This window comes from Agrobacterium sp. 10MFCol1.1 (assembly GCF_000381165.1).
GTDB classification, from domain to species: Bacteria; Pseudomonadota; Alphaproteobacteria; order Rhizobiales; family Rhizobiaceae; genus Agrobacterium; species Agrobacterium tumefaciens.
The window spans coordinates 145,599-167,339 of sequence record NZ_KB906079.1; the positions used below are offsets into that span (position 1 = coordinate 145,599).

At 58.2% G+C, this 21,741-nt stretch carries 19 protein-coding genes; 1 reads left to right on the plus strand and 18 read right to left on the minus strand.

The annotated features are described in order from the left end of the window. Positions 1-18 precede the first annotated feature (18 nt). From eutC to F617_RS0119350, 18 genes are all read right to left on the minus strand, one after another. The gene (eutC, locus tag F617_RS0119265; RefSeq protein WP_019566394.1) at positions 19-795 is read right to left on the minus strand and encodes an ethanolamine ammonia-lyase subunit EutC; all 777 of its coding nucleotides are present in this window, start codon (positions 793-795) and stop codon (positions 19-21) included. Continuing rightward, positions 795-2,195, minus strand: coding sequence for an ethanolamine ammonia-lyase subunit EutB (locus F617_RS0119270; protein WP_019566395.1), 1,401 nt, complete (start codon positions 2,193-2,195; stop codon positions 795-797). Before F617_RS0119270 ends, eutC begins: the two co-directional genes overlap by 1 nt. Before the next feature lie 12 nt (positions 2,196-2,207). Beyond that, on the minus strand, positions 2,208-3,002 hold the full coding sequence (locus F617_RS0119275; protein ID WP_013761321.1) for an ABC transporter permease: 795 nt from the start codon (positions 3,000-3,002) through the stop codon (positions 2,208-2,210). Between the two features lie 12 nt (positions 3,003-3,014). Next, the gene (locus F617_RS0119280) at positions 3,015-3,893 is read right to left on the minus strand and encodes an ABC transporter permease (RefSeq protein ID WP_019566396.1); all 879 of its coding nucleotides are present in this window, start codon (positions 3,891-3,893) and stop codon (positions 3,015-3,017) included. Next, on the minus strand, positions 3,890-4,963 hold the full coding sequence (locus tag F617_RS0119285) for an ABC transporter ATP-binding protein (protein WP_019566397.1): 1,074 nt from the start codon (positions 4,961-4,963) through the stop codon (positions 3,890-3,892). The genes F617_RS0119280 and F617_RS0119285 overlap by 4 nt, the downstream gene beginning before the upstream one ends. 302 nt (positions 4,964-5,265) lie before the next feature. Beyond that, positions 5,266-6,306, minus strand: coding sequence for an ABC transporter substrate-binding protein (locus F617_RS0119290; protein WP_019566398.1), 1,041 nt, complete (start codon positions 6,304-6,306; stop codon positions 5,266-5,268). A gap of 62 nt (positions 6,307-6,368) precedes the next feature. Next, the gene (locus F617_RS0119295; RefSeq protein ID WP_003517685.1) at positions 6,369-7,034 is read right to left on the minus strand and encodes an RraA family protein; all 666 of its coding nucleotides are present in this window, start codon (positions 7,032-7,034) and stop codon (positions 6,369-6,371) included. 15 nt (positions 7,035-7,049) lie between these two features. Then, the gene (locus F617_RS0119300; RefSeq protein ID WP_003517686.1) at positions 7,050-7,832 is read right to left on the minus strand and encodes a carbon-nitrogen hydrolase family protein; all 783 of its coding nucleotides are present in this window, start codon (positions 7,830-7,832) and stop codon (positions 7,050-7,052) included. 147 nt (positions 7,833-7,979) lie between these two features. Then, a complete protein-coding gene (locus tag F617_RS0119305) occupies positions 7,980-8,888 on the minus strand; it encodes a LysR family transcriptional regulator (protein WP_019566399.1) in 909 nt (302 codons plus the stop codon). Positions 8,889-9,305: 417 nt separating this feature from the next. After that, the gene (locus tag F617_RS0119310) at positions 9,306-9,647 is read right to left on the minus strand and encodes a cupin domain-containing protein (RefSeq protein ID WP_003517688.1); all 342 of its coding nucleotides are present in this window, start codon (positions 9,645-9,647) and stop codon (positions 9,306-9,308) included. A 59-nt stretch (positions 9,648-9,706) separates the two neighbouring features. After that, complete coding sequence (locus F617_RS0119315) at positions 9,707-11,032, minus strand: FAD-binding oxidoreductase (RefSeq protein WP_019566400.1); 1,326 nt, start codon at positions 11,030-11,032, stop codon at positions 9,707-9,709. A 12-nt stretch (positions 11,033-11,044) separates the two neighbouring features. Further along, a complete protein-coding gene (locus F617_RS0119320) occupies positions 11,045-11,935 on the minus strand; it encodes an ABC transporter permease (RefSeq protein WP_003517690.1) in 891 nt (296 codons plus the stop codon). 42 nt (positions 11,936-11,977) lie between these two features. After that, positions 11,978-12,928, minus strand: a complete 951-nt coding sequence (locus tag F617_RS0119325; RefSeq protein ID WP_013761327.1) for an ABC transporter permease — start codon at positions 12,926-12,928, stop codon at positions 11,978-11,980. 125 nt (positions 12,929-13,053) lie between these two features. After that, positions 13,054-14,715: a peptide ABC transporter substrate-binding protein gene (locus F617_RS0119330; protein ID WP_019566401.1), complete on the minus strand. Its 1,662-nt coding sequence runs from the start codon at positions 14,713-14,715 to the stop codon at positions 13,054-13,056. 139 nt (positions 14,716-14,854) lie between these two features. Beyond that, positions 14,855-16,186: an FAD-binding oxidoreductase gene (locus tag F617_RS0119335; protein ID WP_019566402.1), complete on the minus strand. Its 1,332-nt coding sequence runs from the start codon at positions 16,184-16,186 to the stop codon at positions 14,855-14,857. Position 16,187: 1 nt separating this feature from the next. Next, complete coding sequence (locus F617_RS0119340; RefSeq protein WP_019566403.1) at positions 16,188-16,898, minus strand: SDR family NAD(P)-dependent oxidoreductase; 711 nt, start codon at positions 16,896-16,898, stop codon at positions 16,188-16,190. After that, a complete protein-coding gene (locus F617_RS0119345) occupies positions 16,898-17,383 on the minus strand; it encodes a MarR family winged helix-turn-helix transcriptional regulator (RefSeq protein WP_026330963.1) in 486 nt (161 codons plus the stop codon). Before F617_RS0119345 ends, F617_RS0119340 begins: the two co-directional genes overlap by 1 nt. 294 nt (positions 17,384-17,677) lie before the next feature. Further along, positions 17,678-19,324 carry an ABC transporter ATP-binding protein gene (locus F617_RS0119350; RefSeq protein ID WP_019566405.1) on the minus strand — a complete coding sequence of 549 codons (1,647 nt, stop codon included), beginning with the start codon at positions 19,322-19,324 and terminating at the stop codon, positions 17,678-17,680. Between the two features lie 331 nt (positions 19,325-19,655). On the opposite strand from F617_RS0119350, the gene F617_RS0119355 reads away from it, so the two are divergent. Next, the gene (locus F617_RS0119355) at positions 19,656-21,683 is read left to right on the plus strand and encodes a hypothetical protein (protein ID WP_019566406.1); all 2,028 of its coding nucleotides are present in this window, start codon (positions 19,656-19,658) and stop codon (positions 21,681-21,683) included. The last annotated feature ends 58 nt before the right edge of the window (positions 21,684-21,741 follow it).

Here is a 21,741-nt window from a genome sequence, read left to right on the forward strand (position 1 = left end):
ATGAAATCTGCTTTGTTTCTAGTCGGACAAAGCCGTCAGCGGCTTTTCGAATTCAACCAGCGTCACGCCACTTGTCTCCTGCTGGCACATGGCGCTGATCAGGGTCATGATCTTTCCCGCCGCTTCGACGGGCGGCACGCCACCATCACGAATATTGGAAATGCAGTTGCGTCGGGAATCCGGCAACCCGGTCTCCGGCCTGAAGGTGACATAGGCGCCAAGACTGTCGGCTGCCGAAAGGCCCGGCCGCTCGCCAATCAGGATCACCGCCACCTTTGCGCCGAGCACGGCTCCCACATCATCCGCCAGCGCAACCCGTGCCTGCGTGGCAAGTGTGAGCGGCGCAACCGTCAATCCCTTGCTTGCGAGTGAATTAAGCAACGCCGTTGCCACCGGCACTGCATTCATCTCCACAGCCGTTGCGGAAAGCCCGTCGGCGATTACCAATGCGACATCGGCTCCCTTGGCCTGCCCGTCGAGCGCCAGCCGGCCTTCGTCTGAAAGAGCACGGCCGAGATCGGGTCGGCGCAGGTAATCCGCACGGTCCTGCGCGCGGCTTGCGACATGCACGACATCCGAACCCGAAGCGCGCAAGTCACGCTCCATTTTTTCAATGTCCAGCGGACGCCACACGGCCTGGCGCGCCTGCGCATGATCCAACAGAAATGTCTGTACCGCGCGCGTGGGCGGGCTTGCACCCGTGCGGCCGAGCGCCACGCGTGCATCGGTTGCCACACGCAGGGCCTTGAGACGTTCCGGCGGGCTGGAGATGAGGGAGGGCCGGCGGTCACGCATCAGGCGGCGTCCCTTCCAAGAAAATCAAGTTCGCGAAGCCCGCGGTTCATCAGCGCAGGGTTCTCGATCATATGGCCGGCGGCATCCGTCACGCCCATATTCACCAGCCACTCCTCAAACTCCGGCGCAGGCCGACGCTTCAGCGTTTCGCGGGCATAGATTGAATCGTGATGGGAAAGCGTCTGGTAGTTCAGCATGACGTCGTCCGAGCCTGGCACGGTAATGACGAAGTTCACATCAGCGGCGCACAGCATGGTCAGCAGCACATCCATGTCTTCCTGGTCGGCATCGGCGTGGTTGGTGTAGCAGACGTCGACACCCATCGGCAGGCCAAGCAGCTTTCCGCAGAAATGATCTTCAAGCCCGGCGCGAATGATCTGCTTGCCATTATAGAGATATTCCGGACCGATGAAGCCGACGACGGTATTCACCAGAAGCGGCGAGAATTCGCGCGCCACGGCATAGGCACGCGCCTCCATCGTTTGCTGATCGACACCAAAATGCGCATCGGCCGACAGGGCAGCCCCCTGCCCCGTCTCGAAATACATGAGGTCGCTGCCGATAGTTCCGCGCTTCAGCGACTGACCAGCCTCATGAGCCTCTCGCAGAACGGCAAGATCAATGCCGAAGCCCGCATTGGCCTTCTGGGAACCCGCAATCGACTGAAAAACCAGATCGACGGGTGCAGCGCGCTCCATCGCCTTGATAGCCGTCGTCACATGGCCAAGGCAGCAGGTCTGGGTTGGAATGTCCAGCCATTGCCGCAGATCGTCGAGCAACTGCACGACGCGGATATAGTCCGTCACAGCGCTGGTGGCCGGGTTAACACCGATCACCGCATCGCCGCTCCCCAGCAGCAACCCGTCAATGGCCGAGATGGCGATGCCACGGGAACTGTCAGTCGGATGATTTGGCTGGTTGCGGGTGGAAAGGCGGCCGGAAAGACCAATAGTGTTGCGAAAACGGGTCACGACTTCCCGTTTGGCCGATACCGTCACGAGATCCTGCAGACGCATGATCTTGGAGACTGCCGCCACCATTTCCGGTGTCAGACCCCAGCTTACCGCTTCAAGTTCCGCGTGCCCGACCTTGGAATTGAGCAGCCACTCGCGAAATTCACCAACCGTCAGAGAAGACACCGGCGCGAAGGCCAGTGCGTCGTGCTGGCGCGCTATCAGGGCCGAAATCTCGTCCTCGTCCGAGGCGATCAATTCCTGTGCAACAAAGGTGGAAAGCGGCAGATCGGCCAGCGCCATCTGCGCCGCCAGTCTCTCCACCGGCCCTTCCGCCGCGATCCCGGCCAATTGGTCACCGGACCTTTCCGGCGTCGCCTTTGCCATCAGGGTTTTCAGATCGTCGAAACGATAGGTCGTGCCGGCTGCGATCTGTCGATAAGCCATTTTTCCGGCCCCTTACTTCACGAAAGTCTTCGTCAGGCCCACCGTGCGGTCCACGATCAGGACGACGGCAAGCGTGAGCACGATCAGAAGAACGGAGATGGCGGCAACAAGCGGATCAGCCTGGGTTTCGACATGCTGATACATGGCAACGGGAAGCGTCGTGATGCGCGGACCGGTGAGGAACAGCGAAATCACGGCTTCATCGAACGAGACGAGAAAGGAAAGCGCTGCCGTTGCAACGATGCCAGGCGCGATCATCGGCATGGTGACGCGGCGAAAGACGGTAAGAGGTGACGCCCCGAGCGTGGAGGCGGCCTCCTCGTAGATCAGCGGCAGGCCCGCAAGCGACGTGGTGAGTACACGCAGCGCATAGGGCAACACGATGATCAGATGCGCGATCACCAGACCCGTGAATGTACCGAGCAGACCCGCACCGGCAAAGACGATCAGGATCGCAAGGCCAAGAACGATAGTCGGCAGAAGAAGCGGCGCGGTGAAGAAGGCGAGCAATGTATCCGCGCCAATCACCCGCATCCGCACGATGGCATAGGAGGCGGGCAGCGCAATCAGCATGGACAGAACGGTAACGATGACCGCAAGGAGCGTGCTGGTGCCCAGGGCGCCGATCATCTTTGAATTGTGCATGAGATCCACATACCAGCGCAGGCTCCAGCCGGAGGGTGGGAAGGTCATGTAGCTGTCGGCCGAAAACGAGATCGGCACGACGAGCACCACAGGCGCAAGGAGGAAAAGGAACATGATGAAGGCGACAATTTTCAGCGCCAGCGGAGCGGGACGTTCTTCCATCTTCGATCTCCTTTACAGAATGGCCCGCAGAAGCCGGGAATAGAGCACCAGGGCGGCACCGAAAATCACGAGGATGATCATCGAAAGCGTAGCGGCGAGTGGCCAGTTGAGCGTCACGATGGCCTGATCATAGATTTCCGTTGCCAGAAGGAAGACGCGGCCACCGCCGAGCAGCTTGGGAGTAATGAACGAACTGACGGCCAGCACGAAGGAGAGCAGGCAACCCAGGGCCACGCCGGGCATGGTGAGCGGCACGATGATCCGCCAGAACACTTTCCAGGGCGATGCGCCGAGCGTTTCCGCAGCTTCCTCGACGCGAGGATCAAGCCTGCCGAAGCCGGCGAGGAGCGCCAGTATCATATAGGGCATCAGGATTTCGGTAAGCCCGATGACGACGCCGATCTTGTTGAACAGCAGACGCACCCCGTCTTGCGCACCCAGTGCGAAGAGGATGTTGTTGATGAGGCCGTCATCCGCCAGGATTGCGATCCAGCCATAAGTGCGCACCACCGCCGAGGTGAGCAGCGGCGAAATGACCAGCACCAGCAAAAGCGTTTTCCAGCGCCCCTGCGCCCGGTGAAGATAGAGGGCGATGGGATAGGAGGCGAGCAGCGTGAGAACGGTGATCATAAGGCTGGTCAGGATGCTCTGACCAATCAGCTCGATGTAAAAACCGTCGGTGAGTGTCGACGACCAGTTGTCGAGCGTATGGGCTTCCCCGAGACCGCCGCCGCCGAGGCTTTCGCGGAAGGAAAGCAGCAGCAGGTTGAAGACGGGCAACACGAAGGCCAGACCGTTGACCGCAATGATGGGTCCAAGAAGAAGGGTTGCGAGAAACACGATGGAAGAGGTACGGCCACCGGGAGCCGTGATCATGACCGCCGCCGTCATCGGTTTGCTCCGAAGACCAGAGTATCCTCCACGCGCCAGACGAGACTGACCGCGCTGCCTGCCGCGACCGGCGTTTCACCGCCGGAGGTCGCGCGTTCCACGGACAGGGTCTGCCCGCCAGCGGCGATCTCGTAGTGGAGGATGTCGCCGGCATAATAGACATCGCGGACTTCGCCGGCGATGCGATTGACGGGCGCTCCGTCGAAATCGGGGACGGCGTCGCCAGCGACGGTCATGGCCATGCGATGCGGCCGTACCATCAGGTCGATCTTACCGCTGTGCGCGCCGGGCGCTCGCAGCACCGCATCGCCGACCGTGATGCGGTCACCGGCGGCGTTGCCGACCAGCCTGTTGGTGCGACCGACGAAAGAGGCGACGAATGCAGTGGCCGGGCGCTCATAGAGATCGTGCGGCGTGCCAAGCTGTTCCAGGTGCCCGCCATTGAGCACAGCGACCTTGTCGCACATGCTGAGCGCCTCAACCTGATCATGCGTGACGAAGATGGAAGTGATGCCAAGCTGTTTCTGGATACGGCGAATTTCGGCGCGCATCTCGTCCCGCAGCTTTGCGTCAAGATTGGAAAGAGGTTCGTCAAACAAGAGAATGGACGGCTGGATGACGAGGGCGCGCGCCAGTGCGACGCGCTGCTGTTGGCCCCCGGAAAGCTGTGCGGGGCGACGGTCCTCGCGCCCTTCCAGACGCACCATGGCAATGGCCTCACGGGCACGGCGTTCCGCCTCGGCAGCAGGCACTTTGCGCATTTCAAGACCGAACATGACATTCTTGAGGACCGTCATGTGGGGGAAGAGCGCGTAGCTCTGGAAAACGAGGCCGATGTCACGCTTATAAGGCGCAAGTTTCGTCACGTCCTTACCGTCGATCAGGATAGACCCCGAGGAGACAGGAGAGAGGCCTGCAATCATGCGCAGCGACGTCGACTTGCCGCAGCCGGAAGGACCAAGGAAGGCAACCAGTTCGCCCTTGGGAATCTCGAGATTGAGATTATCCACGGCGACGATTGTCTCGTAGCGCTTGGTCAGTGAACGAATCGAGAGGAATCCTGGCTGCATGGTATCTGAAGTTCCCATTCTGGCTTCTTGCCTTTCTCCAGAACATCTCCGACCCACAGGGAATCGGAAATGCCTTGGCCCTTGATCTACGCAAGCGCGGCGAAAATTCGCTGCGCCGTTCCGCGGTGCCTCCCCTGGTGCAGGCCTTGGGGGCCGCTCGGAATGCAAGTCCGCGTCGGCTCCCACCTCTTCCGCCCTAGCGCCGACAGAGGAGATGATCCGAGGGTTTTGGTATGCTGCTTCCGCGACTGCCATGGGAGCCGCGGAAGTCCTTTCATTTTTTTGCGCTCTGCGCAGAAGTCTCAACGGCTGAGGGGAATGACCTTGCGGCGCCAGTCCTGCGTAATCTGGTCGCGGACCTTCGAGAGGCCAATCCAATCCACCGGGATGACCTTGTCCATCGCCTTGGCGACCGTGCGCTCACTCACATCGGCAGAGACAGAGGACTTGGAATTGGTCGGCGCATAATACATGGCGGCGGTAAAGGCAGCCTGGGCTTCCGGGCTCAGCGCATAATCAACGAACTTGCGCGCAGCCTCGGATGACGGACCACCCTTGACGAGGTTGAGCGTGTTGATCTGGAGGATCGTGCCTTCCTTCGGAAGAACCACCTTCATCTTGCCTTTGGAACCGTCAGCATTCACCTGGCTACGGGCGTTCCAGCCCACGCCCAGCGAAACCTGGCCGTTGACAACGTTCGGATAGACTTCCGGCTTCGGCTCCCAGGTCTGCACATTCGGAGCAACTTCAGCCATCGCATTGATGCCGGCATCGATGTTCTTGATAAAATCAGTGCCGCCATTCATATGATCCATGATGATGGTGGTACCGATACCGACGATATCGGGGGCGCTCAGCATGGCGACTTTGCCCTTGAGGGCGCTATCCTTCAGAGCGTTCCAGCTGTCGGGAGCCGTCTTGATGGCATCGGTATTGTAGATGAGCACGAGATTGTCGAACGTTACGCCAACCCCGGCCACGCCTTCGAAGCGGGCATTAGGATAGAGGTCGGCGACATTCTTGGTCACGCTTTCGTCGATCTTGTCAAACAGACCTTCGTCCGTACCTGTTTTGGCGACAGAGACATCCATCAGAGCGATATCGGACTGCGGCGCAGCCTTCTGGGCGCGCAGCGAGCCGAGCATTGCAGCAGAGCCCTGCTGCGGGAAATATTCGATCTTGATATCAGGGTTAGCCGCCATGAAAGGTTCGATGACGGCCTTGGTGTAACGCTCCTGGAAAAGGCCGCTATAGCCGAGGAACGTCACGGTCTGCTGGGCGTGCGCCGGAAGAGCGGCCGCGCCGAGCATGAGAATCCCACTCAGAAGTATTGTTTTCTTCATTGTCCTGTTCTCCTCTATTGTTATTTGGAGTGGCGGACTGATCCGCCACCCATAAGACGATGTCAGGCGCTCAGCTTGGCCTGAACGAGCTTGTTGGCGCCAGAAATGTCCGGCAATTTCTCACCGTTGCGCAGGCGCTGCAGAAGCACGAGTTCGGCTTCCTGCATGCCGATGGCGCGTTCAGCCATGGCTCTAGCCTGGCTTGGATGAAGAGCGACAACACCGCTTTCATCGCACAGGATCGCATCGCCCGGATTGATCACCTGGCCGCCGACGCTGATCGGAACGTTGATCGCGCCTTCGAGGCCGAGGATCTTGGTGGTGATGGGCGAAGGACCACGGCACCACATCGGCATGTCGACTTTGGCGAACTCCGAGAAGTCGGTCGCCGGGCCATCAACGACACCGGCCTTAACGCCGGCCATCTTCATGGTGTTGGTGATAACACCGCCCCAGCAGGCGTGACGGGTATCGCCGCAACGGTCGATGAGGACGATATCCCCGGGACGCACGAACTGCGACAGATAGTGGAGCATGGTCGAATCCGCATTGGGGATGCGCAGCGTGACGGCAGTGCCTGCCACACGTTTGCCCGGAAGGACGGCGCGGATTTCAGGATCGACGAAGCCGGAGTGAAGCACGTGACCGATCGTTGCGACTTCGACCTTCTCAAGAAGCTCGATGATGTCGGCACCGATCTGTTCGGGCATGGGATTGGCGATAAACATTGAGTCTTTCTCCGATCAGAGAACGTGGTGGTTCGCCACCGGTACGTTGGCGCGCACCTTGGCCGAATAGTCGAAGTCAAGGACGGCACCGGCCGTTCCAACGCTGTCGGAGCATTGGGCGACGATGTGGCCCCACGGATCGATGACCATGGAATGCCCCCAGCATGCCTTCTTGCCACCCGCATGGGTGCCGATCTGGCCGACGGCCAGAAAGTAGGTCTGGGTTTCGACGGCACGGGCGCGCGCCAGAACTTCCCAATGGTCCTTGCCTGTCATCAGGGTGAAGGCCGCTGGCAGAACGATGACGTCTGCACCTTTGTCCCGCAGGGCGCGAAACAGTTCAGGGAAGCGAATATCGTAGCAGATGCCACAACCGACCGTCTTGTCGCCAACCTTGTAGGTCACCACTTCTTCGCCACGGGCAACGGAGTCGGATTCGCGGTAGCTGATGCCGTTCGGCGTATCGACGTCGAACAGGTGCATCTTGCGGTAACGCGCGATCTGTTTGCCATCCGGCCCGAAAACGAGCGTCGAATTGTAAAAGCGATTGCCTTCCTTCTCGACGATGGAGCCGGCATGCAGCGTGATCGCGTGCTTCTTGGCCAGCCCCGAGAGCAGCGTGTAAATCTCGCCGTCAGGGAATTCCTCCCCGCTCTCATGCATCTCCTGGGGATTATCTCCAAGAAATGCAAAGTATTCCGGAAGAACAACAAGGTCAGGATTATCCGCCTTGACTGCCTTCTCAATAAGATCGGCAGCAACCTTAAGGTTTTCTGCCTTGTCATTCTGGGTATTCATTTGAACAAGTGAGACTTTCACGTTGCTCTCCTCTCATGTTGCGAGGAGAATTAAGAACGGGAACTGTTTTCATTACAAACGGAAAAACTCTATCGAAACCCATAAGGTAAGCTTATAGATTAATCATTTTGCGCTGCAGCGCAAAATTTAGGCGGCAGCCGTCATCCATTGCGTGGTGGTTTCACTCACGATTTCCGTCGCCATATCGGCAATGGCCCGGGCAATCGCGTTGTCGCCACGCTCCTGATAAACGGTGTGAAATGTGAGGGGCGGTACTGTCGGACTAATGTCGAGAATACGCGCCTCACCGGATTTGATGATGCCGTCCACCAGCACACGTGGCAAAGCGCCCACCCCAACGGCCGCGGCCACAAGGCGGGTCATGATAGACAGCGAATTGGAATTATAGATGCGGCTGTCGGACAACCCGTGAGAATCGAGCAACGCGCGCAACGCCTGATGTGGCTGCGAGCCTGTCGAGAAGGTAAGTAACGGAAAATGCGCGATATCTTCGAGTGTGACGCCCGTTTCTGGCAGCGGCAATTCGACCGCGCCAACCCAACAGGACTCGAACGTACAGAGCGGTGAATTGTAGATATTTGCAGCCATGATCGGCCCCATGATGAAACCGACATCCACCTCACCGTTTTGAATGCGCTGGGATAGTTTCAGGCTGGTGTCGATGGTCAGATCCAGGCTGACGCCGGGGTAACGTTCGTTCATGCGGCGAATGAGCAGCGGTAACCAGGCATAGACGATCGTGTCGGCAGCACCGATGCGCACGGTGCCTCTCAGCGCCTCCCGGCTACTCACGATCTGTCGGAACTCACCGGTCAGATTGACGATCTTTTCGGCATGCTGCAGCGCCAGACGACCAGCAGGTGTCAAGTTGACGCAGCGCACATCGCGCGTGAAAAGCACGACGCCAAGCTCCCTTTCGAGGGCGGCAATTCGGTTGGACACCGACGCCTGGGTGGTATTCAACCGTTCCGCGGCCGCCGAAAAGCTGTTCAGTCGTGCAGCCCAGAGGAAAGTTTCGAGAAATCGCGTATTCATGAGGTAAAATCTTCCCGCATGGCTCCGCGAGCCGGCACTAACGTCGCTGGCTCGTCTTGCCCTTGGTCCTTTGTGGTTCGAGTGCAAGTATGTCCGATGCACGCCCCCATAAGCAAGGGATCAACGCCCTGGCACTGGCACCGCTTTTTCGCACCGGCTGGCGCTGGAAGAGGGATGACGGTCACAAGGATGTTTCAAATGAGTGGCCTGTTTTGCACCAGCTGCTTCCCAAACCATTGAACGCAAACAGGGCTCTGCGTCTCCTCGGAGCCCTGTTTCTTTAAATCTTTGATTGTCGGACCATCAGCGTTGCACCGGATCGCTGTGACGAAAGACAGATCGGCGAGACCTAAATCCTCGTGCCCCGCATACAGGACACAGCCTGCCTTAAGTCTGCAGGCACCCCTCCCCCAAACCTCACGGCTTAGGGATGACAGTTGCGAGCTTGCGGAACGGCGACAGGATTTCGAGGCGGCTTGGCACGCCCTTGGCGATGCTGATAATCGATCCGGGACCGATCTTCACCGGGACGGCTTCGCCCTGCGAATACATTGCCTCGCCCTCAACGACGACAAAAGTTTCCTCGAGGTCACGACCCGGATAGTTGTAGATGCCGGGCTCGGCCTTCCAGACTGCGACGATCGTGCCATTTTCGATCGGGTCCTGCCATATCTGGCGACGATACGAACCGCCTTCACGGCCTTCGGCGGGCATGGCCGGAACAAGATCCACGTCATCGGAAATATTGAAAATCGGCATGGTCACGGGAATTCTCCTTGCTTGGTCAATGTTGGCACGGACCTTGTGGCCGCGCCGGTTCAGGCATGGGGTGGCAGTTCCGCCCCAGCTAGTTTCGTGGATATGTTGTCGCGCAGCCGGTAGTAACGCAGCGCCATTGCGGGTGCGAAACCCATAAAGAAGGGAGCTGCCTTCAGTGGTTCCAGCTTCAGGGCAAGCTCGTTCTCCGGCTTGCCAAGCGCCCATTCCGAAAGAATGGAACCGAGCATCGAGCCGGTCGGCACACCACGGCCCGAAAGACCGGTCAAAGCCACAACGCCCGGCGCGAGACCATAAAACCGCGGTACGGTGCGATATTGCATATCGAGTTCGCCGAACCAGAAATACTCCCAGCGGATCTCTTCCCGGAGCTTTGGATGCAGCCATTTGAGCCGTTCGCTCATGACCTGTCTCGTATAGGCCATGTCGCGGCCGCGGCGTCCCATGGGAAACATCGATGCGACGATCCGGCCTTCGGCATTGTATTTGTAGACGTAGATATCGCCGCGACCATCATGAATGGTCGTGTTCTGCGGCAGGACCGTCCGGCGTGTCTCTTCGGACAAAATTTGCGTAGCGGCAACGAACACGCGTTGAATCTTGAAGGTTCGATCCAGCTTGGGCCAACCACCAACCGTATAAGCGCCAGTGGTAAAGATCACTTTCGACGCGACCACTTCTCCGCGATCGGTCTTGACCTTCCAGCCTCCGGTTATGTCGCGTTCGCAACCCGTCACCGCCGAGCCGGTAAATATCTTTCCGCGCTCCTGGATGACAGCACGGCCGAGACCGCGGGCGTAACCGAGCGGATTGAGGTGACCTGCCTCTTCGTGCAGCCAGCCGCCGTCGAAACGCGGACTGCCGGTGACCGCTTCCACCTCGTCACGGTCGAGCAGCCGGGTTTTCGCGCCCACCGCATTATAGGTCTCGACCTTGCGCCTGATCTCATCCATGGCGCCCTTATGCGGTGCGCCCATCACATAACCGTTCTGCACCCATTCGCAGTCGATCTGATAGTCGCGGATCATGCTCGAGACGCGGTCATTCGCCCGCGTTTGCCGTTCGATCAGCCGTTCCGCCCAGGGCTCGCCCAGCATCCTGCGCAGCTCTGGCAGGCTATAATGGGTAAAGGTCGGGGTGCAATGTCCGGCATTGCGGCCCGAACCGCCGAAGCCGATTTCCTGCCGATCCAGAAGCACGACATTGATGCCGGTTTTCGCCAGCTCCAATGCGGTCGTCAGACCGGTATAACCCGCGCCGACGATGCAGACATCGGCCTGCACGCGACCCGAAAGAGGCTCCGTATGCGGTGCTGAAGCCGCGGTCGCATACCACAGTGTCACGTCAAAGGGTGAGAACGAAACCATCTACCGAAACCTTCAGTTCAGGTCGCTGCGCGCATCGAGCGCATCACGAAGCCCATCACCGATGAAATTGAAGCTGGTGACGGCAAGCGTGATGGCGACGCCCGGCACGATGGCGAGCCAGGGCGCCTTGTCGAGATATTGCTGGGCTCCGTTCAGCATATTGCCCCAGCTCGGCAGCGGCGGCTGAATGCCATAACCGAGAAAGCTGATATAGGCCTCCAGAAGGATGGCACGCGCGACCGTCAGGGTCGCGGCAACGATGATGGGGCCGACAGCATTTGGCAGCAGTTCCCGGAACATGATCCAGCCATTAGGCAGGCCCAGCATACGGGCTGCCATGACGAAGTCGCGTTCGCGCAGAGACCGCACTTCCGCTTCAACCAGACGGGCAATTTCCATCCAGCTTGTGACGGCAATGATAACCGTGATCATGAACGGGCTCGGTTTGACGAAAGCAGCCAGAGCGAGAAGCAGGAAAATACTCGGGAAAGACAGAAAGGCATCGACGAAACGCATCAGTATAGCGCCGATGCGCCCGCCATAATAACCGGCAACGACACCGATGATGGTGCCGATCAGTGTCGACAGCACCATGGCGAAAAACCCGACCAGCAGTGAAATGCGGCCGGCATTGAAAAGGCGCGCGGCTATGTCGCGTCCGAGCGGATCGGTGCCGAAAATATGGTAACCGGTCATCGGCGGGGCAAAACGGGCGCGCAGATCGATGAACAATTCGTCGTAAGGCAAGAGATAGGGCCCAACCACGCAGGCGAAAATCATGACGGTGATCATGATGAGGCCGAGCACAGCAAGCTTGTGGCGGGCGAAACGGCGCAGCGTGCGGTTCTGCCACCAGTGAAACCGCGGTGCGGCCTGTGAGGGATGGAGGGTTGCAGCGGACATGGTCTTTCCTTCGATTGAGTGCGGCGTTTCGTCGATCCGGCCCTATCCGAGCCGGATGCGGGGATCGACGAGAGCAACCATGAGGTCAGCGAGCAGACTTCCGATGAGCACGAGGATTGCGGAAAACATCAGAAGCCCCATCACGACGGGGTAGTCGTGATAACCAAGGCTATCGAGGAACAGGCGGCCCATGCCGGGCCAGGTAAAGACCGTCTCCGTTACGAGGGCGCCGCCGAGAATCGTCGGGAGCTGGAGACCGGCCAGGGTGATCATTGGCAGAAGTGCATTGCCGACGACGTGTTTCATCAGAACCCGGCGCGGGGTCAGCCCCTTGGCGCGGGCGGTGCGGACGAAATCCTGATTGATGACGTCAAGCGTCGCAGTCCGCATGTAGCGGCTCCAGACGGCGATGTTGACGAGGGCAAGTACCAGGCTCGGCATGATCAGGTGAATTGCATAGTCATAAAAAGACTGATCGCCGATCGTATACATGTTGCCCGCCGGTAACCATTTCAGCCTGAGCGCGAAAACATAGATGGCCACCAGCCCGAACCAGAAGGTGGGAATTGAAAGCGCCACCATGGCCCCGACCGTGGCGGTGTAATCGAACAGCGTGTAACGTTTGGTCGCCCCCTTGATACCGATCCAGGTGCCGACAAGGATGGATACGACGGTTGATGAGACCATCAACAGCAGGGTCGCAAACAAATGGCCGGAGATGATATCGAGAACCGGACGTTGGTCGCGATAGGATTTCCCCCAATCGCCTTGCAGCAGGCGCCAGGCCCATTCGAGATATTGTACCGGCAAGGGTCGATCGAGACCCATCTGGTGGGCGATGCGATCAAGCGCCTCCCGCGTCATGCCGGGCGTCAGGGCAAATTGCGACAATGGCCCGCCAGGCGCGAGGTTGAGGATGGCAAAACCGATGATCGAGACAAGCAGCAGAAGTACGAGGCTCTGCCATATCCGATGGAGAAGAAAGGTCAGCATGATGAGACTCCAGGTCGCATCGTGGAACTGGCTAGCACCATCCACGAATAGCCGTCAGAGTGCCGGCTGCTTCAAAGCCGGCACTTCACATGGATCGGGGCATAAAGCCCTGTCTGCGGCAGGCTTTACGCCAGACGCCAGGTCGCAACGTTCCAGGTATCGATACGGTTATTGACGTTTGGCTTCACGTTTTCGACGCCCTGCTTGTGACCACGCACTGTTGCGTACTGGAACAGTGGCAACAGCGGCAGTTCCTTGCGCATGATCTCCTGAATCTTCAGGTAGACGGCCTTGCGTTCCTCCGGCACGAAGAGACTGCCGCCCTTGGCCAGAAGATCATCGACGTCCTTGTTGACGAACTGCCAGGTATTCTGGCCCGAGCCGCCTTTTGCAGCACTCGACGTCGAGCGGAAGAAGTCGGAGGTATCGGGATCCGGGCCGGTCAGGAAGTCGAGCCCGACTATAACCGAATCGAACTTCGACAGCATCCAGTAGTCACCCCACATGACAGCTGGCGGCAGGTTCGAAATGGTCATCTCCACGCCGATATCCTTGAAGGATTGCTGCATGTATTGCTGAACCTGTTCGCGGATGTGATTGCCCGCTGTCGTGGAGCAGGTGAAGGCGAGCTTCACGCCATCCTTGGCGCGAATGCCGTCTGCCCCGGGCGCCCAGCCCGCATCGTCGAGCAGCTTTTTAGCTTTCTCGATGGAATATTCATGCTTGGGAAGATCTGGATTGTAATAGAAAGACTGCTGCGGAACGTAGCTTTCGGTGGGTGTGGGCAAACCGTAATAAAGTGCCTCGATGATCGATTGTTTGTCGATCGCCGCATAAAGCGCCTCTCTTACCGCCGGCTCCTTGAACTGTGGACGTTCCATGTTGAACGAGAGGGATTCAATCGTCGAGCCCGGCACGACGTTGACCACCTTGCCGGCGAGATCCTTGGCCTCGTCATAATGGTCGGGTGTGATCCATTGCAGGCCCACCACGTCTATGTCGCCGGTCTTGAACTGGGTGTACATCACATTCAGGTCGGGTACGTATTTGTAGACCAGACGCTCTATATGCGGGCCATCACCAAAATACTCGGTATTGGCGTCGAGCAGAATGTAGTCACCCGCAACCCGCTCCTTCCATTTGAATGCGCCCGTTCCAACCGGCGCGTTGTTATAGGCGGCGGTATTGCGGTCAGCTTCCGCACCTAGGAGGTGCTTCGGCGTAATAAATGTGGAAGCAAGGATCGAGGGATAGGGCGCGAATGGCTTTTCCATCTTCCAGGTAATTTCCGTCGGCGAAACCACGGTCAAATCCCTTACGAATTCGTGCCCGGTCTTGCGCCATGAACGGAAGTTGGGATCGACCAGAAGTTCAAGCGTGAACTTAACGTCTTCAGCGGTGAACGGCTTGCCGTCGTGCCATTTGACGTCGTCACGCAGCTTGACCTTCCAGTTGAGACCATCGGCGGAAATGCCGCCGTTTTCGACCGTCGGCACTTCGGCGGCGAGAGCTGCCACGAAGGCACCTTTCTCGTCGACATAAAACAGCGGGTCGAAGATGCTGAAATGGATGCCTTCGTCTACTTCAATATGCGGCATATGTGGATTGAACACGGTAGGCTCCTGCGAGAAGCCGACCGTCAGCTGGCCTTTGGCGGCCTTGTCCTGCGCCATGGCGCGGGAAAAACCCGGAAGACTGGAAAGGACGACGCCGGATGCGCCGAGCGCCAAAAGGCCGAGTGCCTGGCGGCGGGTGGTATTGATAAGCGGCTTGTTCTGGTCGGACATTTTTAGTTCCCCTTGATCCGATGGTTGAACACGACGATTATTTTTGCTTCCGCCTCTTTGGGCGGTACTACTCCCATCAGCAGTTGCCTGCCTCATGCGTCAAAAGGATCGGCGCCACCTGACCGCCGGGCTTCTCATTTCAAAAACCGCTGACCAACTCGATCTTCGAGCCGTCGCTGAAGCGGCTGAAACGGAAATCGCGACGATCGACAATCGGATTGCGGCCTGTGACGATATCAGCCATGAGTTTTCCAGCCGCCGGGCCGATGCCGAAGCCATGGCCGGAAAAGCCGGTTGCAACATGAAAGCCCGGAATGGCGTCGATATTGTCGATGACCGGAATAGCGTCAGGCGTCACATCGATCATGCCCGCCCAGCGCTGCGAAATTTCGGCCTTTTCGAAAACGGGGAAGGCCTTCTTCAGCTTGGAAAAGGCGCCGTCCGTCATGTCCATGGCCGGAACGGGATCGAGCACGCGGTTATATTCGAAGGGCGAAGCCTCATCGAGCGCCCAGCGGCGCGGAATGCGCCATTCATCGTAAAAGCGGCCAGTCAGGCGCAGGTCGAGCGAGCGCCACTCATGCCGCAGAGCCGGCAGGAATTTCAGTGCATAACGGAAAGATGCGGGCACGATGTCGACGATGTTCTGGAAGCCGTTCGCGATCGTATATCCGCCGTCGAGGCGCTTGCGGATCGCAAAACCGTTCGACCAGATTGCCTCTTCCGGACCGCCTTCCAGCGGCTTTGTGCGCAGCACGGAATTCATGACCTTGAGCTGCGGCAGATCGAGACCGTTGTTGCCGAGAAACAGGCTGGACCACGCGCCACCCGCCATGACCGCCGCCTTGCAGGCAATTTCACCGCGCTCTGTCACGACACCAGACACCTTGCCGCCGGAAAGCTGCAGACCACGCACGGCGCATTCGGTCAGGATGAAGGCGCCGCGGTCGCGGGCAGCTTCGGCGATTGCCGGGGCGGCGCGCTGCGGCTCGGCCCGGCAATCACCGGCAGTATAGAGGGCACCGGCGACATCCATGTTGGAGCCGGGATATTTCGCCTTGAATTCCTTAGCGCTCAACATGCGGCTTTCAATCTGGTAGCCTTCCAGATTGCGGTTCCAGCGTTCGTGCTCGGAAAATTCCTTTTCGTTTGCGCATGTAAAGACGATGCCGGAACGCTTGAAACCAGTCTCCCGCCCTGTACGACGATTGAGATCCGCCCAGATGCGCAGCGATTCTGCCATCAAGGGCACCTCGCGTGGGTCGCGGCGGGAAATGCGCACCCAGCCCCAGTTGCGGCTCGACTGCTCGTGGCCGATACCGCCCTTTTCGCAAAGCGCAACACGCAGTCCCTGATCGACGAGTTCAAGCGCGGTGGAGGTGCCGATAATGCCGCCGCCAATGACGACGACATCGACTTCTTTCGGCAATTCCGCATCGCCATGGACGGGAACGACATAAGGACCGGGCATGTCAGAAAAACTCCTCAAGCTGGCAATTGATGGCAAATTCGGCGACGGAAGCCTCATTCGGTAAGGACAGCAGCATGGCAATGATGCGGGCAAGATCGGCGGGCTGGGTCATTTGATCCGCCGGCCGTTCGGATAAGGCGGTCGCCATATCTGTCGCAACGAAACCGGGGCATACGGCTGTCGCGCGCACGCCGCTTTCGAAGCCCGCCTGTCGGATGGCATGCGCAAGCGCGACCGCCGCAAATTTGGAGAGAGAATAGCTACCGGCAGATGCGGACTTCACCCGCTTGCCGGAGAGGGAAGCGAGGATGATGACCCGGCCACGACCGCTCTCGCTCAACGCCTCCCAGGCGGCCTTAACCAGCCTTCTCGGTGCCTTGACGTTGACCGCAAGCATGGCGTCGATGTCTTCGTCATCTGCTTCGATCACTGTCTTCGGTATCATGATGCCGGCATTGGCCACGACAGCATCGATACGACCGAAATGCTGATGCGCTTCATCGGCCCAGCGCTTCTCCGCACTCGCATCATTTGCGTCATAATGGGCAAGATGGACCTGTCCCTCGTGACCCACAGCCCATTGCGGCAGCGACGGGCTGCGCATACCAAGCGATACCGACCAGCCTTCGCCAAGAAGAGTAGCAGCGATATGGTCGCCTATACCCCGGCTTGCACCGGATATGAGAGCAACGCGTTTTGTCGTTCGTTCCATCATGCTAGCCCCACAATATGGCGGTAGGCGCGACGCAAAATGTCGATAACCTGCTTCTGCTCGTCTTCCGGGATGAAGCTGAAGAAATCGCGCGATTGCTGCGGAACGATCTCCCGGATTTTCGTTGCAAGCGCCGCTCCGGCTTCGGTGATGTAAAGCTCCTGGGCGCGGCTGTCCTCCTGCGACACTTCCCGGCGTATCAGATCGTGCGACACCATCTGGTCGATGATCCTGCCCATTGCAGACCGGTCCCGCATCGTCAGATGAGCTATCACTGAAGGACGGATACCCGGGTAGTCATCGACGAGCAGCAAAGTCGTGATCTTTCCAGTTCCCTTCGCCACATCCAGCCCGTCCAGCCGGGCATCGAGATCGCGCGATACGGCAAGGTTGATCGTGCGGATGTAAAAGCTCAGCGTGTCTTCAAGCACGTCGAGATTGATATCAGTTGGCGATGTCGGCGGGTTTTCAGTTGGTTTGGACATGGAGTTTCCGTTCGAATGGTCAAAGATCGACATTGGCGCACACGCTTTCCCGGCGTGCCGCAGTGCAGGTTTTCGGCCATGTCGTATGTCAGTTTCGTGACTGAATGAAAGGATAATTAGTAGACAAACGCAACTACTTTTTATTCCTGAAATCATATTTTTATTATTTAAATCATATATTTAAAAGGAAAACCTCTCGCGCCGCCGGATCCACGATAATCCGGCGGTGCAATCGGTCTTTGATGTCGCGCGATGCAAAGTCTGACGAGATGTCCGGCTCGTCAGACTTCGATGTTATGTGCCGACGGCAGTTGCCGCAGGTTCCCAATCCGCACCGGGGATCGCAGCAACGAGTTTGCGGGTGTAGGGATGGGCCGGCGACCGGAAGATTTTTGTCGGCGGCCCCTGTTCGACAACCGTTCCCTTGTGCATGACAAGCACATCGTCGCAAATCTGGCTCGCGACTCTCAAGTCATGGGTGATGAAGATCATCGCCACCTTCATTTCAGCCTGCACCCGCGCCAGAAGCTCCAGAACCTGCGCCTGTATGGAAACGTCGAGAGCAGACACGGCTTCGTCGGCCACAAGGACGACCGGATCAAACATCAGTGCACGGGCAATGCCGATGCGCTGGCGTTGGCCGCCGGAGAATTCGTGCGGGTAACGGTCATAGGCCTGTTCATCCAGCCCCACGAGCTTCAGAATTCCGAGAGCCTTTATTCTCGCCTCATGCACAGCCATTCCGTGGGCAACGGGGCCGACCGTCAAGATCCTGCCGATCGTATGGCGGGGATTAAGCGACGCGAAAGGATCCTGAAAAATCATCTGGATATAGGGCCGCAACGATCGAAACGTCGTTTCGTCCATCGCTGCTATGTCACGGCCATCGAAGCATATTGAACCGCCATCCGCCTCCAGCAATTTCAGCAGGACACGCCCGAGCGAGGACTTGCCCGACCCGCTTTCGCCAACGATACCAAGGGTCTGGCCCTTGTGAAGCTTGAAGCTGACACCATTGACCGCCTTGACGATACGGGCCTTGCGGAAAAACGAGCCGGAGCTGCGATATTCCTTCTCAAGATTTTCGACCTTGAGAACGACGGGGGCATCTTCGCTGACTGAACGCTCAGTGCTCCGCATCCGTGGCACCGCAGCCACAAGTCGCTGGGTATAGGGGTGGACGGGATTGACCAGAACCTGGTCCGCCCTTCCCTGCTCCACAAGATATCCCTTCTCCATCACCACGACGCGATCGGCAATTTCGGCAACGACGCCGAAATCGTGGGTGATGAACATGACGCTCATATTCTTGCGCTTCTGTATCTTGCGGATGAGCTCAAGGATCTGCGCCTGGGTGGTAACGTCGAGAGCGGTTGTTGGCTCATCGGCAATCAGGACATCCGGATCGAGTGCCAGAGCCATGGCGATCATGACCCGCTGGCGTTGTCCGCCAGACAGACGGAATGGATATTGCAGCCGCATCAGAGGCGGGTCGGGAAGACCGACTTCTTCAAGTAGATCCAGAACCTTGGTCTTGCGGGTTTCAGGCGTTCCATAGCCATGCGCTTCAAGCACTTCGGCGATCTGATCCCCGATTGTCATCAGCGGATTGAGCGCGGAGAGCGGATCCTGGAAAATGATTGAGACCGCCTGACCACGCAGCGGCCGGATTTTATCTTCCCTGGCCGCAAGTATGTCCATTCCCTTGAAATGGATTTCGCCGGAGCTGACTTTTATCACGGGCGATAACAGCCCCATGATCGTGCTGGCAGTGACGGATTTGCCAGACCCGGATTCACCGATAATGCACAGGATTTCACCTGCGTGGAGGTCGAAAGAGATATTCTTGACCGCGTGGGTGCGCTCCATTCCCGGCGGAAGATCCACCGTGAGATTGCGAACGGACAGCACCACGTCGGCTGACGTGGTTGGATGCGACATAAGTTCCCCTTGTTTTTTTGTAACTTTGTTCGCTTTGGCCGACGCTTCATACGTCGGAAACAATATGGTGGACTATGTCTACTATATTGTCCAGTGAGTGGCGGTAGCTGAGACGGTCGAACCGGCACCGCGTTGGCGCTGTCCAGCATTCTTGACCTTTATGATCTGCAAAATGCCAGGCTGTCCCGTTTGATGTTTGGTCAGGAGCGGACCCGGCGTTTTGCGTTTTGGGACAAGTTCTCCAACTGTCCCGCTAGCGCCCACTTGCGGAGCAACTTTCGCGTGCTTAAAAGGCGTGCAGTTTCAAATCGCGTCGGAGAGGACCAATTTCGTGGAACAGGTAAATACCCAAACCGGTAAGGGCCGGACCAAAGCTTTATGGGCGGCGGTTGCGATTATTGCTGTTGCTGCTGCAGGCGTCATCGGGGGTAAGGCCTTCTACGAAGCAAAGGTCAGCGAACTCGTTGCTCGCACTGGCGCAACTGCCCGTTCCGTTGAGGTTGATTTCCTCGGGCAGATTCATATTCGCGAACTGGCCTTGCCGCTTGCCGATGGCAAGAACATCCGGATTGCAGCTATCGATGGACGTCCAAAATTTCCTTTCCTGGATGGCGCACTGGAGCTGAACGACATTAATGTTGATGTGCCAACCGGCAAGATCTCGATGGCGCATGCGCGTGTCGAGAATGCCGCGTTCACAAAACCGGATGCGGCTGAAGTATCCGGAGACGGAAATGCCAACTCTCTGCCTAAGCGCATAGAGCGCTTTGCAGCAGAGCGTATTTCCACGCCTGAGATGACATTCACGCAGTCCATCGCCACCACCGAGCAGAAGACTGTTTATAAGAACGTAGCCTTCTCGGACATCGCCAAAGGCCGGGTCGCCCGATATTCCATCGACAACGCCAGCTACGACATCCAGATGGATCTACCGGACAGCACTGGCGCGATGAAAAAGAAGCACTTGGTCGTATCGACCGGCGCCGTAGCCGGACAGGACTTCGATGCCGCTTACCTCGCAAGGCTCTATACGGAAAAAGCGGGTCCCGAAGATAAGGACGCAAAGCTTCTCTATGGCCCGCTTTCCGTCAGCAAAATCTCGTTCTCGGACGGAGACGGTCATTTCACCTACGATGAAATACGCAGCGACGGCTTCAGCGCCCGCATGCCGGCCGAGCCGCTTCTGGAAACGATGAACGCGCTTTCGGCGGCCAAAAATACTGACGAGCTTTCACCTCAGGAACGCCAGGCAATTTTCGCCAAGGCCCTGTCCATTCTCGATATGATTGGCAAGAGCAACATGCAGTTGCTCGGGTTCAAAGCCGACGCGCCTGATGAAAGCGAAGGGGCTGCCGGCAAAAGGGTCAAGGTCGGCATTGATCGTATCGATATGCAGATGGACAGCCGTAAGCTCGACTTCGGCCTGAATGGCATGTCGATCGGAAATGGCGTCGACACGATCGAAGTCGCCGAGGCAAGCCTCAAGGGCTTTGACTGGAGTTCCACAATCGAGAGTCTCTCCAAAATCGTCGGGCTTGACGACAAGCAGATCGAGACTTTCCCGTTTAATCACCTGATACCGGAACTGGGCACCGTCCGCGTCGGAGGCATCAATGTTGATGTCGCCGCCCCGGAACAGACAGACGACGAGACTGGTGAAAAGACGGAGGGCGTGCCTGAGCGCATCAAGTTCACGCTCAGGAATTTCGAGATGGGTCTGACAAAGCCCTTCAACGGCATACCCACAGATATCGTGATCAGGCAGGATGACCTTTCTCTTCCGATCCCGGAAGATTCGACCGAGGAAGTTTTTGTTGAAGCCCGCAAACTGGGTTTCGAGGCACTCGCCCTGTCTTATGCCCTTGCCGCCGGCTGGGATGAACCGAACAAGAACCTGGTGATCCGGGAAATCTCCATGCGCGGCAAGGATATTGGCAGCGTCAATTTTTCCGGTCTAGCGAGCGGGTTCACGGAGGAGTTCTTCTCCTTCGACACCAATCGTACTCAGGCCGCCCTCCTGGGGCTCGCGGGTCGCGAGGTAAAGCTGACGATCAAGGACGAAGGTATGATGGCCAAGGCTATCAAGCTGTATGCTCTGCAAAACGACATGACCGAGGATCAAGTGCGCGGTGTTCTGACACTTGTGGCAAGCGCGGGGTTGCAGCAGATCGCAGCTGAACAGCCCAAACTCAAGAGTGCGGTGGACGCGTTGCTTCGCTTCATCAACAACCCAGGTACTCTTACGGTTACCGCCCGCTCCACTGGACCAAATGGCCTTGGTCTTTTTGATCTGGTTGCGGCGTCTGAAAACCCGATGCTTCTTCTCGACAAGGTCGATATCCAGGCGACGGCCGAGTAAGTCGTCCGATCGCACCCCCAAACGGTTCAAGCTCCGGTTCTCGGAGCTTGAACGCACC